At 64.8% G+C, this 12,542-nt stretch carries 12 protein-coding genes; 3 read left to right on the forward strand and 9 right to left on the reverse strand.

Features of this window, described 5'->3' with window-relative positions; all coding sequences use genetic code 11:
* Nucleotides 1-12: 12 nt before the first annotated feature.
* The 8 genes from MHEC_RS03320 to MHEC_RS03355 are packed head-to-tail and all read right to left on the reverse strand — an operon-like array spanning nucleotide 13 to nucleotide 7,334.
* On the reverse strand, nucleotides 13-975 hold the full coding sequence (locus MHEC_RS03320; RefSeq protein ID WP_048889771.1) for an alpha/beta hydrolase: 963 nt from the start codon (nucleotides 973-975) through the stop codon (nucleotides 13-15).
* A gap of 15 nt (nucleotides 976-990) precedes the next feature.
* On the reverse strand, nucleotides 991-2,013 hold the full coding sequence (locus tag MHEC_RS03325) for a DUF2889 domain-containing protein (RefSeq protein WP_099868906.1): 1,023 nt from the start codon (nucleotides 2,011-2,013) through the stop codon (nucleotides 991-993).
* Between the two features lie 7 nt (nucleotides 2,014-2,020).
* Nucleotides 2,021-3,484: an aldehyde dehydrogenase family protein gene (locus tag MHEC_RS03330; protein ID WP_048889772.1), complete on the reverse strand. Its 1,464-nt coding sequence runs from the start codon at nucleotides 3,482-3,484 to the stop codon at nucleotides 2,021-2,023.
* Between the two features lie 11 nt (nucleotides 3,485-3,495).
* The gene (locus MHEC_RS03335; protein ID WP_048889773.1) at nucleotides 3,496-4,311 is read right to left on the reverse strand and encodes a mycofactocin-coupled SDR family oxidoreductase; all 816 of its coding nucleotides are present in this window, start codon (nucleotides 4,309-4,311) and stop codon (nucleotides 3,496-3,498) included.
* A gap of 26 nt (nucleotides 4,312-4,337) precedes the next feature.
* On the reverse strand, nucleotides 4,338-4,550 hold the full coding sequence (locus MHEC_RS03340; RefSeq protein ID WP_048889774.1) for a hypothetical protein: 213 nt from the start codon (nucleotides 4,548-4,550) through the stop codon (nucleotides 4,338-4,340).
* Nucleotides 4,543-4,998: a Zn-ribbon domain-containing OB-fold protein gene (locus MHEC_RS03345; RefSeq protein WP_048889775.1), complete on the reverse strand. Its 456-nt coding sequence runs from the start codon at nucleotides 4,996-4,998 to the stop codon at nucleotides 4,543-4,545. Before MHEC_RS03345 ends, MHEC_RS03340 begins: the two co-directional genes overlap by 8 nt.
* Complete coding sequence (locus tag MHEC_RS03350) at nucleotides 4,995-6,194, reverse strand: thiolase C-terminal domain-containing protein (protein ID WP_048889776.1); 1,200 nt, start codon at nucleotides 6,192-6,194, stop codon at nucleotides 4,995-4,997. Before MHEC_RS03350 ends, MHEC_RS03345 begins: the two co-directional genes overlap by 4 nt.
* A gap of 3 nt (nucleotides 6,195-6,197) precedes the next feature.
* Complete coding sequence (locus MHEC_RS03355) at nucleotides 6,198-7,334, reverse strand: amidohydrolase family protein (RefSeq protein ID WP_048889777.1); 1,137 nt, start codon at nucleotides 7,332-7,334, stop codon at nucleotides 6,198-6,200.
* 147 nt (nucleotides 7,335-7,481) lie between these two features.
* Between MHEC_RS03355 and MHEC_RS03360 the strand changes: the two genes are divergently transcribed.
* Nucleotides 7,482-8,162: a TetR/AcrR family transcriptional regulator gene (locus MHEC_RS03360; RefSeq protein ID WP_048889778.1), complete on the forward strand. Its 681-nt coding sequence runs from the start codon at nucleotides 7,482-7,484 to the stop codon at nucleotides 8,160-8,162.
* A gap of 2 nt (nucleotides 8,163-8,164) precedes the next feature.
* Here the strand turns inward: MHEC_RS03360 and MHEC_RS03365 are convergent, their stop codons facing one another.
* The gene (locus MHEC_RS03365) at nucleotides 8,165-10,624 is read right to left on the reverse strand and encodes a CaiB/BaiF CoA transferase family protein (protein WP_048889779.1); all 2,460 of its coding nucleotides are present in this window, start codon (nucleotides 10,622-10,624) and stop codon (nucleotides 8,165-8,167) included.
* A gap of 241 nt (nucleotides 10,625-10,865) precedes the next feature.
* Between MHEC_RS03365 and MHEC_RS03370 the strand changes: the two genes are divergently transcribed.
* Entirely contained in the window at nucleotides 10,866-11,627 is a 762-nt protein-coding gene (locus tag MHEC_RS03370; RefSeq protein ID WP_048889780.1) for an SDR family NAD(P)-dependent oxidoreductase, read from the forward strand.
* 16 nt (nucleotides 11,628-11,643) lie between these two features.
* The gene (locus MHEC_RS03375) at nucleotides 11,644-12,525 is read left to right on the forward strand and encodes an LLM class F420-dependent oxidoreductase (RefSeq protein WP_048889781.1); all 882 of its coding nucleotides are present in this window, start codon (nucleotides 11,644-11,646) and stop codon (nucleotides 12,523-12,525) included.
* Nucleotides 12,526-12,542 lie beyond the last annotated feature (17 nt).

Below are 12,542 nucleotides of genomic sequence, written 5' to 3' on the forward strand. Positions count from 1 at the left end.
CCCGGCAAAGGCTCATCGAACTACCGTCGGCACCCACGCCGCGATGCGGTCCCACAGCATAGCGCGGTGGCTGCTGAAGTTGTGACAGTGACCGGCTTTCGGCACCAGGTACAGCGTGACGTCCGGCGATCCGGTGTAATTGGCCGGCTCGCTGTAGGGGTTGGGCGACACATCGATCGCGGCGCCGAACGCCAGGAATACAGGCACCGACAGTTTCGGTGTGTACTGCTCGACGAAACCGGGGGTGGTGACCTCCGCTGCGCTCCGCAGAGGTACCCTACTTTGCACCGCGGTGTCGGCGTCCATGACCTCTTGCGGGACCTCCCCGGCGTAGAACATGTCGGCCAGGTACGAGCGCGGCGCGACGACGTGGCTGTCCCCTGGTTTGGCGCCGGTCACCTGGTACGCGATTTCCAGGCTCTGTTGGATGCGGGCTTCGAGGTCCGCAGCGTCGGCATCGTGTTCGTGGACGTTGGTGATTTGCACTCCGTAACCGAGCAGTGCCACCGCGTCATAGCCACCGTCGCCTTCGCGGGCCTGGACCATCGTGATAAGGCAAGATCCCATCGAGTGACCGACACCGACGATGGGCACCTGCATCGCCGGTAGGCCGCCGATCAGGCTGCCGTCGGCGCTCTTTGCGCGAATCTGACGCACCACCTCGGCATCACCAGTCGCGAGCAATTCCAGTCCCACCGGACCGGATTTCACGGGGTCGGTGCTTTCGCCCACGCCCAGATGGTCCACCGCGATTACGATGTAGCCGGCACGGGACATGTGCTCGCCGAAGCTGTATCCGGGATGCCCAGGAATCTCCATGTGCCAGTAGTGTTTGTCGTACAGACCGCCCGCCAGGCACACCAAGATGGCCGGCGCCTCCGAGGGACGCTCGGGCAGAAATGCCCACGCTGCTTGGGTCAGCCGCTCTCCGCTTGCGACGGCGTCGGAGACATCGAACGTCAGCGATGCGGGCATCGGTAATGCCTCCTGTCAGTCGGTATCGAGTAGAGGAATGAGCGCCGCAGCATCGGCGATGCTGCGCAACGCGTCGTTGAGGTGCGTACAGGTCGATGTGCCTTGCAGTTCTTGACGGACCCGGAAATGTAACTCATCCAATCGCATTCCCGCGATGCGGGCCGCGCTGGCGACGGCACCCGGGCATTCCTGCCAGGGCAGTACCCGGGGCACCGCCTGCGCATGGGTGATGATGGCGCTGCTGGTGTCTACCGCTGCTGCGATCGTGTATTCGTGGATGATGGTTTCGGCGCCGTCGGCGCGCACGTAGCTATCGCGAAACATCGTGTCGATCAACACTTCAGGAGAATTCCTCTCCGGGTACACGTCGAGTCGGCGTCGGCGCCGCATGCCGTGCAGGGGTAGCGGAGCCATGTCGTGCCAGGCCCACCGGTCGTCGGGGTCATCGATGTCAGGTGCTTCGGGACCCGTCACCACAGCGGGGTCGCCCTTTTCGAACGACGTCATCAGCAGACCGCCGGTCACGAAGCCGGCACACTGGTCGGCGACGGGTAGGTACCCCGACTTCGTGCCGCTGCCCAGCATGCCGGCGGCCGACAGCGCATGCCCGGAGATCAGTGTGGCGACCGGGACGTCGTCGAGCAGCGTGTAGCGTAGATCTCGGTGCCGGCGAAGGTCGGGTGCCGCCTTGTCGACGGCGGCGCGGAAACCACTCATCGCCGGGGCACCGACCAGATGCAGACCGGGAACCGGCGGGTCGACTTCGACGTGTTGTACGACGCGTGCGATCATCTCGGCGGCGGCGTGCAGCGTGGCAGTGCCCAGCACCGTCACAGTCCGGTCAGACGCCGTCCTCAGATCGCGCGCCCGGCCCGCTAGATACACCGGATCCAGCGAGCCTGGATCGCGCGTTATGTCGATGGAACTAGTTCGCCGCAGCGAACCCGGGCGCCGTGGTGGCGTGCTCTGCGTGGGCTCATGGATACCGTGCAGCGGATGCAACCCGAAGCGCGGTGTGCCCAATTCGGTTGCGTTCATGCCAGCCTCAGGCGATGCTGACACTCTTGGTTCGCAAGAACTCGTCGAGACCTTCCCGGCCGCCCTCCTTGCCGATTCCACTGATCCCAAAACCACCGAACGGCCGGTGGACGCTCAGCGGTGCCGCACCATTGATCAGCACTTCGCCCGTCTCCATTTCCTCGGCAATACGGTGGGCACGCTTGAGATCATTGGTGAACACATACCCCGAAAGCCCGTAAGGCGTGCTGTTGGCGATCTCGATGGCCTGCGCTTCGGTGTCGAACGGAATGACCGACAGAACCGGGCCGAAGACCTCCTTTTGTGCCAGTTCGGAATGGGGATCGACGTCAGCGAACACGGTGGGCTGAAGGAAGTAACCGTCGGCGAGATCGCCCCCGAGGCGCTCGCCACCGGTGATCAACCGCGCGCCCTGCTGTTTGGCCCGCTCGATCATTGCGGTGATCCGTTGCAGTGCAGCCTCATTCACCACCGGCCCGGCCACGGTGTCGGGTTCGAGGGGGTCGCCGACCTTGATCATTGACGCGATGGCCGAAACTCGCGCGAGCACATCTTCATAGAGCGGGCGGGCCACGATCATTCGGGTCGGGAATGCGCAGCCCTGACCGCTCATCATGCCGACCGACATCAATGTGCCCACACTGCAAGCGAGGTCGAGATTTGCGTCGTCGCAGAGAATGTTTCCGGACTTGCCACCGAGCTCCATGACGGAGGGCTTGATGTGTTCGGCGCACGACTGCAGGATCTTTCGCGCGTTATCGGGGCCGCCGGTGAAGCTCACCTTCTTGACCAACGGATGCTCGACGAGCGCTGCACCCGCCTCGGCGGAGCCCGGTATCACGTTGATGACGCCGTCGGGTATTCCGGCCTCGGCGCCCAGGTCGGCGAACAAGGTGGCGCTAAACGGGGTCAATTCGGACGGCTTGATCACCACGGTGTTGCCGGCGGCGAGGGCGGCAGGCACTTTCATCGCCAGCGAGATCAGCGGGCCGTTCCAGGTGATGATGACGCCGATCACGCCATAGGGCTGGCGCAAGGTGTAGCTGAACTCGCTATGGGCACGGTAAGAACCCGACACCTCGCCGGTAACCTTGTCAGCCCAGCCCGCGTAGTACCGCGTCCACTCCACCGACATCGCGACCAGTCCGGCCACCAGGCCGATCGGTGTGCCGTTGTCGAACGTGCCGAGGCGGGTGAAGTCGTCGGTGTGCTGCTCGATCAGATCGGCCAACCGCAACAACAGACGCCGGCGCTCGGCAGGGTTGATCTGACGCCAGGTCCGGTAGGCGTCGTGGGCCACCGTGACGGCTTCGTCGATGTCCGCGGGTCCCGCCAGCGGGATCGTGGCGTCGGGTGTTCCGGTGCACGGGTTGATGTGGTCGAAAGTGCCGCCGGAGGCGGTGCGCCGCCTTTCACCGCCGATCCGCAACGTGACTTCGGGACGGGTGGTGTCGATCGTCGAAAGGGTCATGGGTTTGCCCGTCACCTCACCGAGAAACCGGCGTCAAGCGGCCAGGCGGTGCCCGTGATGAACTTGCCTGCGTCGGATACCAGCCACGCGACGGCTTCGGCGATCTCTTCGGGTTGCAGGATCTGAATCGGTAGCACGTTCTGCATGGCCGACAGCGCCTCGTCGCCAGCTTCCAACAGTTTCGCCATCGTCTCGTTCATCACCATGCCGGTCGCCACTCCCGTGGGGTGGATGGTGTTGACCCGAATCGAATGCGGGCCTAACCGATTAGCCAGCACTTGCATGAGCCCGACCAGGCCGCGCTTGGCAGCGGCGTAGGCCTGACCACCCGCGCGGTCGGTACCGGTGGCCTTGAGTCCGGCGCTGGAACTGGTAATCACGATCGATCCGCCCCGGCCGCCCGCGAGGAGGTGCGGGATGGACGACTCGACGGTGTTCCAGACGCCGATCAGATTGACATCGATGATGTCGCGGAAGATCTGGCGCCGCTGCGGCCCATCACTAAGTCGCACGATCCCCGCGTTGGCCACGACGATGTCCAGGCGGCCGAACCGCTCTACGCCCTCGGCGACGACCGCGTCGACGGCGTCGGCGTCACGGACATCGGCCTGCCGGGCAACAATGCGTCGGCCTTGGTCTGCGACGAGCTCGGCCGTCTCCTCGAGCTCAGCGGGCTTGGCATTGGGATAATCCATCGACTCGATGTCGGCGCAGATGTCGAGTGCGATGATGTCCGCACCTTCGCTGGCGAGGCGAACGGCATGGGCGCGCCCCTGACCTCGGGCGGCACCGGTGATGAAGGCGACCTTGCCGTCAAGGTTTCCCACGAAACTGTCCCCTTTGTCAGTGTCTGTCAGTGTGGTGCCTGGCTGGTGTGGATGCGTGCCAGCCGCAGGCCTTCTTCGGCGTCGTCGACCTCGACGCTCCAGTTGCCGCATGTGCACCAGGCACGAAAGTGCCCGTCTTCGGGTCGCACGACTTGGCCGCCGCAGTCACCTCCGGAGTCGGCGATACTGGTGAGGAACTCGAGCGGTTTCTCATGAAGGGTGCTGCCGTCGTCAGCCACTGCTCACCTCGGTGTCGGCGGGTCGGAACACCGGCAGCAGCCACCCGTCGGCGATGGGTGAAAAGTCCACGCGCAGCGCCATTCCGATCGCGACCTGCGAAGGCGCGACGTCGATGACGTTGCTGACGAGGCGGGCGCCGGGTGCGTCGGGCAGGTCGACAACCACAGGCACAACGGTGAGTTCGGGCATTCCGGGAATGCCGTGCACGACCGCGAAGCTGTACACCGTCGCCTCACCACTGAGCTGAACCCAGTTGACGGCCTTGGACTGACAGTTCGGACAGAACGGTGTGGGCGGCAGCCGGAAGGCGCCGCAGTCTGCGCACTGGGGCGCGACCAGCCGCCGTTGCTTGGCTGCCTGCCAGAACGGTTCGGTGTCCTTGTTGATCGCGATCCGGACTTGGTCGCCGGGCAACGTGGTCGCTTGCGTCGCCACAGATGCACTCATGCGGCACGCCCCAAAATCAACCCGCTCACCGGCAGACTGGCCGGCCCGCCGGTGACCAGGGCCAGCTCTGCGCCGCTCACCTGATTGATGGCAGTGCCGCGCATCTGCTCGACTCCTTCCATGATGTGAGTCATCCCGATGATGTAGGCCTCCGACAATTGGCCACCGTGCGTGTTGACCGGAATGGAGCCGCCGTCGTAGCGGATCGCCCCGCTCTCCACGAACGGTCCGCCCTCGCCCTTTTCGCAGAATCCGTAATCTTCGAGTTGCATCAGGACCATCGGGGTGAAGTGGTCGTAAAGCAGCGCCACGTCGATGTTGGCGGCGGTGATTCCCGCCTGCCGGTAGAGCCGGTCGGCGATCGGTTTGTTGCCCGACGAGGCGAAGTACTCGTCGGGCATGCCCATCCATGCGAACGCACGTCCCCATTCCCGCACTCCGCCGTGCGCAGCGGCGACCACGGGGACGGGGGGCTGTCGAAGGTCGCGGGCGCGATCCATGCTCGTGGTGATCACCGCGACCGCACCATCGGTCTCCTGACAGAAATCATAGAGACACAACGGTTCTGCGATCATCCGAGCGTTGAAGTAGTCCTCGAGCGTGAGTGGCTCACGATGAATGGCCTTTGGCCGGTTCAACGCATTGACGCGGGTCGAGATCGCGATTTCGGCGAAGGCCTCACGGCGGGTGCCGTACAGATGCATATGTCGACGCGCCAACACTGACATCAGCTGGCCCGGACCGAATAGCCCCGACGGCTGAAGGAACGAGTTGATCGGATCGGGCTCCATCGCCGAGAAAACCGTTCCTAGACGCTGTTTGGCCTGCTGCAGTGCCATCACAGTGACGACGACGGACGCGTCGCCTGCGACGATGGCCGCGCGGGCCAGACCGATCGCGCCCGCCGAGCCGCCGCCGCCCGCCGTCAGCGCCGCGGTGAACCGGATCTCGGGGATACCGAGCGTTTCAACGAAATCGGCGGTATCCATCTTCTCGGCGTAACCGGCGGCGGCGCCGGAATAGTAAGCAAAGCCGTCGATGTCGGTGACCGACAGCCCGGCGTCTGCACAGGCGGCCAGAATCGCTTCGCAGGCCAGTTCCAGCGTGGTCTTGGGTAGCGACTGGCCGCGCTTGTAATACGGCGTCGCACCGATGCCGACGATCGCGACGTCGCACAAGCCAGTGGTGCCGGGCACTGCTCAGGCGGCTTCCGCAGGGACAGGGGGAACGTGGGGAAACAGTTCGTAGAACGTTCCCTGGGTGATCCGCAGCCGGGTCTGCTCGCTGACCCCGTCAAACAGCGTCTTCAAGGTGTCCTGGGTATGGCCGAACGTGCCCTCCATGTGCGGGTAGTCACTGCCGAACATCACGTTGCGATATCCCATGTGCTCATAGGCGGCGACCGCGGTTTCGTCGTGCTGGAACGACGCATAAACCTGGTTGTAGAGGATTTCCTTGGGGCTGCGGCTTAGTTTGGGGCGCACCGCCATGTGGTGCTGGCGGTAGCCTTCGACCATCCGGTCGCCAAGGAACGGAACCCACGTGGCCCCACCTTCGGAAATCAGCACCTTCAAGTTCGGGTGGCGGTCCAGCGCCCCGGAGGCCACCATCTTCATCGCCGCCCGCTGGCCGGAAAAGGTGGTCTCGGCGTAGTTCATCACCGCGCCTCCCGGACCCCGGTACACCAAGCCCAACCCGCCGCTGGCCCCACCCACCGTCATGTCCACCGGGTCGGTGCCGATATGAAAGGCCAGCACCATGCCGGCCTCTTCGGCGGCCGCCCAGAACGGTTCCCAGCTCTCACGGTGCCAGTCATCGGCGCTCGGATGCGGTGTGGTCGGTAAGAAGACCGCCTTGAATCCGTGGTCGGCGGCCCATTGCAGCTCCTCGACCGCGTCGTCGACGTTCAATGTCGAGACCTGCGCGGTCACCACGTAGCGATCCGATACGGACATGATCTCGTCGATCGCCCACTCATTGCTGGCCCGCATGCACGCCCTGAGCAATTCGGGTGTGCGAAAACTTGAGGCCCACATGCCCAGCGAGGGGAAGATCACCTCGCCCCAAACGCCTTCCTTGTCCAGGTCGGCAAGCCGGGCCCGTGCGTCGCGGCTGCCCTGTGGCTTCATGCTCTCCTCGGCGAATTTCACCATCGCTGAGGACGGCAGCTTGCGCCTAAAGATCTGACCGTCGACGTGCACGGTTTCCCATTCCCCATCGGGGTCCTTTTCGGCGCGCGGGGTCAGTTCGGCGAGACGCTTGGGCAACCGCGACTGCCACAGGTCGTCGGGTTCCAGAAAGTGCGAATCACCGGAGTTCGTCCAGATCTTGGTCATCGCTCCTCCAGCCAGGCCGCTGCTCGGGTTACACCGAGGATGGCAGGTCGCCGGGAGAAAGTCCAGTACTTTTAATGGATTAGTATTATTATTTCGGCGATCGCGCTGTGCAGGTGAGACTGACGGCGACGCCGAAGGAGGAGGCCGATGGTTGGTAGCGAGCTGCCCGCGGCTATGCGTCGCCGTAACGCGTCGGGTGAGGCGACACGGGTGATGCTCATGGAGGTGGCTGAGCGGTTATTCGCCACCCGGGGTATCCAAGCGGTAACGCTGCGCGAAATCCAGGAAGCCGCCGGGCAAGCCAACACATCGGTGATCCGCTACCATTTCGGGTCACGAGACGGCCTGATCCGGGCCCTGATTGCGTTCCGTCAGCATACGCTCGGCAGGGTCAGGCAGCAGATGCTTGAGCGGATGCGCGAAGAGGGCAAGGAAGCCGACCCTCGAGCGGTGGTGTGGCTGCTGGTGCGGCCACTGGCTGACAGCATCAAGGCCGGGGAGATGTTCGTGCCGTTTTTGGCTCGGCTCGCCGAGGATCCACGGGCCCGCAGTGACTACTGGCCGGATCACCTCGACGATGACTGGACGCAGGAGAAACTGGAGGCGCTGGTGGAGGCCGCGCTGCAAGACTTGCCCGAGCGGATCCGGCGGGGACGCACCTTCCAGCTCTACATCGGCATTATCAACGTGCTCGGCCAATCCGCTCGGTCGAGCCAAGGTATCAGCGAAGCGCAGTTGCACAACTTCGTCGACGGGTGGGTCGGCTTGCTCACCGCCCCGGTGTCCTACGAGACCCGTGCCTTGCTCACCCAATCACGCGGCAGCTAACGCTAACCAGCGCCGATGATGCGGCGCGACCGCAGGTCGGCGATGCGATCGTCGTCAAGACCGATCTCGCGCAGCACCGCATCGGTGTGCTGGCCGATCGTGCACCCGGCGTCGGCCTTCGTGCGCGACCGCGAGAACCGGCATAGCGGCGCCAGCCGTCGATGGCGATCGAAAATCGGGCTGACCGCTTCCACCGAGTAGCCCGCTTCAAAGTAGGGGTCGGTCTGCAGCTCCAGCTCCGGATTGCGTTCCACCACCTCGACGCAGCCGATGTCTTGCGACGTCAACTCGCGCTCCCAGTCCAGCTTTGACTTGCTGGCAAACACCGGGGTCAACGCATCAGCCAGGGCGGCGTCGTTGACTGCCCGCGCCGCCGCCGTGGTGAACCTTTCGTCAGCCTCCAGGTCGACATACACCGACATGGCCTTGGCGAACGCCGGCCATTCCTGGGGGAGCGGAGCGGCCAGGAAGATCCACCCGTCGGCGGCGCGGTACATCCGGTAGAGCGCATTGAGGCCGTAGAACTCTTCATCGACCGTCTCGTCCTGCCGACGACCGGCGTAGCTGGTGTTGTAGGCGATCAGCGCCTGCAGCGCCGTGCCCAGCATCGTGGTGACCATATTCGGCAATTGCAGCCCGCGCCGCTTCGCATACAGCCCGACCAGCAACGCCGAGGCAACGCCCAGCGCCGCGATACCGTCGGCCTGTACGGCAGGGGCCGCACTGCCGGCGAACAACGCCGCCGCCTTGCGGTGCACGTCGTCGAGGTCTGTCGGTGGCCGCGCGGCATCGCGGCTGTCCATCACCGCCAGGCCCGAGGCCGCTCCGATGGACGGCGCGTAGGCCGCCCGATGCGCGTAGGGGCCATCGATGCCGTACCCCGGGGCACTGACGAATACCAGATCAGGGTTGACGGCTTTGAGCGTGGCCTCGTCGATTTTGGCCCGTTTGGCCGCCTGGCCGCGGAAGCACTGCAAGACCGCGTCGACGTGTTTGACCAGCTCATACACCAGCTCAAGACCCTCGGGTTTGGTGAAATCGATGGCCACACTTTCTTTGCCCTGCAGCACTTTTGCCCCGCCGGCTTCCGGGAATGCGACCAAGGTCCGGATGTTGTCGCCGTCGAGCGGTTCGACCTTGATCACCCGGGCGCCGAGATCGGTCAGCAGTGTGGCGCCGTAGGGTCCGGCGAACATGCTGCCGAATTCCAGGATGGTCAGGCCGTGCAGCGGCAGATCCCTCGGTCCGCCGCCGGGTGACGGCGTCACCGGCGGCGCAGCCGGCGCGTCCAATGTCAGCTCGGCGTTGTGCTCGCCGAGCCGTGGCGCCGGCCGTAACCTCGTCAGTGGTTTGCCCTCGGCATGGATCAGGGTCGACGGCTGGCGCACCGCTCCCAGCTCGGGGTCGATCACCGTCACCGCTCGGCCTTCGTGACGTACTTGCGGATGATCCAGTGACGCCTGCGGGCTGCGGAACAGCTCACCGCTGAGATCGTGGTTTGCCGCGAATGCCTGCTCCCATTCTGCCAGGGTGCGCGCGCGGACCCGTTGCAGCATCATGTCCCACCACTCGGTGCGCAGCTCGGCGCTGGGCAGCATCGGGAAACCCTGCCACTTCGGATCGGCCAGTTCTGTCACCAAGTCCAGTTCGGTCAACCAGGCCTGCATCAACCGGGGCGAGACCTGGGCGAACTGAAGCCAGTGCCCGTCTTTCGTCGGCGCCGTCAAAAGGGGGTAGATCAGGAATGCCTGGGGACGGCCCTGGTCGTCGAATGGTGTGTCCATCGGCTCGAAGGCGTCCGGGTAGCGCTGCAGCACCATCTCGTAAAACCAGTTGTAGGGGTCCATCGCGCCCATCCCGGTCACCAGGTTGGACTCCACAAACTGACCACGGCCGCTGGAGTCGCGCTCGATCAGCGCGGCCAGAATGCCGTGCACCGCAGCCTGAGCGGCACCCCACGACGCGTAGGGCACCGAAACGTACACGGGTCCCGGCCGGGGAGTGACTGTCCGCTTTTCGTGCATCACCCCGGTTTTGGCCATGATCAGGGCCTCCCAGCCCTTGTAGTCACGCCACGGACCGGTCGAGCCCCAGCCGGTGATGCTGGCGACGACCAGCCGCGGGTACCGTTTGCCCAGCGACGCTGAAGTCAGGCCGATCCGTTCGGCGGTCGCTGGGCGCAGGGTGTTGACCACGACGTCGGCTCGGTCCATCAGGGCCCGGAGTTGGTCCAGATCCGTCTGGTCGTGCAGGTCGAGGGTGACGCTGCGCTTGCCGCGCAGTAGCGCCGGCCATCCCGCCAGTTGGCGAAGCGGGCTGCCATCGGGGGGTTCCACCATGATCACGTGGGCTCCGCAGTCGGCAAGAAACTGCGTGGCCTGCGCCCCTGGCAGCGTGGTCGACAGGTCCACGACGACAAGGTCGGCGAGTGGGCCTTCGGAAGTCAGGGTGCTCGCCGCCATGATCGCTCCTCGGAGAAACCGCGTGATGTGGACCGGCCGGTGTGACGCCTGCCACGTCAGCTTGGCAGGGCACAAGATTAATGTCAATCCATTATTTAGTGAGGGCGGCGTCGATCATGGTGTCCCGCCCGCTGGCGGCTTGCGGTTACCGAAGGGAATCCGTTTTGACGCTTCTGCCGAAGATCAATCATCAAAACAGTTAAATAATATCGGGATCCCGTAGGTGCGAGATCGAGGTGGCATGGACACAACGTTGCAAGGCCGTACGGCTTTGATCACGGGCGGTGGCAGCGGCATCGGCAGGGGAACCGGCCTGGCGCTGGCCGATCGCGGCGCGGCAGTTGCGGTGCTCGGGCGATCGTTGACGCAATGCGAGCGTACCGCGGACGAAATCGAAAAGCGCGGTGGTGCAGCGATCGCCGTTCGTTGCGACGTGCGTGAGCCCCACGACATCCAGCGCGGAATTGCCGCGGTCACCGACGCCTGGGGGCGCCTCGACATCGTGGTTCACGCCGCCCAGAGTTTCAACTATGGCGCGATACGCAAGCTTTGCGCCGCAGATCTCGACGAGTCCTGGCGCACCGGCCCGATGGCAGCATTCCTGCTCATGCAAGCGGCATTGCCGGCGCTGCGGTCGTCGAAGGGCCTGATCGTCAACGTTGCCTCCGGGGTGGGCATCACGGCGCCGCCGGCGATGGCCGCCTACGCGATGGCCAAAGAAGCTATGCGCGCTCTTACCCGGGTGGCGGCCGTCGAGTGGGGACCGTACGGCATCCGGGCGGTTGTGTTGTGTCCCTTCGCTGCGACGCCGGGTCTCGACAATTTCGAGAATGAGCTCGGGCTGTCTCGTGACAGCGATCTGATCCCGTCCATACCGCTGCGCCGGCTCGGTGATCCTGAAAAGGACGTGGGCCGCGTCGTCGCGTTTCTCGCATCCGACGACGCCAGCTACATCACCGGCACAACCCTGATGGTTGACGGCGGCTATACCTACCTGCGTTGAGAGGCGGTATCGACGAATGAAATGGGGAATCGTCTTCTCCAGCACCGGCTTTCCCGATCCTGACAGTGCTGTTGCACTGGCGCAGGCCGCCGAGCAGGCCGGCTTCGAGTCGTTGTGGGCACCCGAACACGTGATCATGTCCAAGCACCCGGATGCCACGCCCTACCGAGGCTCGCCGGACGGTAGCATGGCCAGGCTGAGCCGCCGTGGCGGCATTCCCGACCCGCTCATCTGGTTCGCCTACGTGGCCGCGACGACCAGCCGGATCCGGTTCGGCACCGGGGTGCTGATTCTGCCGGAGCATCAACCAGTCGTGTTGGCCAAGTCGGCCGCGACGCTAGATCACCTTTCCGGTGGGCGGGTGCTGCTTGGTGTCGGTGTCGGTGAGCTGCCGGAAGAATATCAGGCGGTCGGCATGAACTTCGCCGACCGGGGACGCCGGATGGATGAGTACATCGACGCGATGCGCCGCCTGTGGCGGGAGGACACCGCCTCGTTTCACGGTCGCTACGTCCACTTCGAGCAGGTCGAATGCCGACCGTGGCCGGTGCGACGATCGATCCCGCTGGTGATCGGCGGCGCATCGGATGCGGCGATCCGGCGCGCAGCCACCCGCGGTGACGGCTACTTCCCGTTCATTTTCCCGGGCCACGATCCGGTAGTCGAGCTGCCCCGATTGCTGGATCGCGTGCGTAGCGAGACCCAGGCTGTTGGTCGCGATCCGTCCGCGATGGAATTCACCGCCGGCGGAGCTCGCACGGTCGAAGAGGCAAAGGTCTACGCAGACTTCGGCATCCACCGGCTCACTGTCGCGATTCGCTCCCGCACGATCGCCGACATGCGCGCCGAAGTGGCTCGGCTCGGTGACGAGTTAGTTTCCAGGACAGTCGATTTGTGATTAGTGGTCACTCGGCA

Source organism: Mycobacterium heckeshornense (assembly GCF_016592155.1).
Taxonomy (GTDB): Bacteria; Actinomycetota; Actinomycetes; order Mycobacteriales; family Mycobacteriaceae; genus Mycobacterium; species Mycobacterium heckeshornense.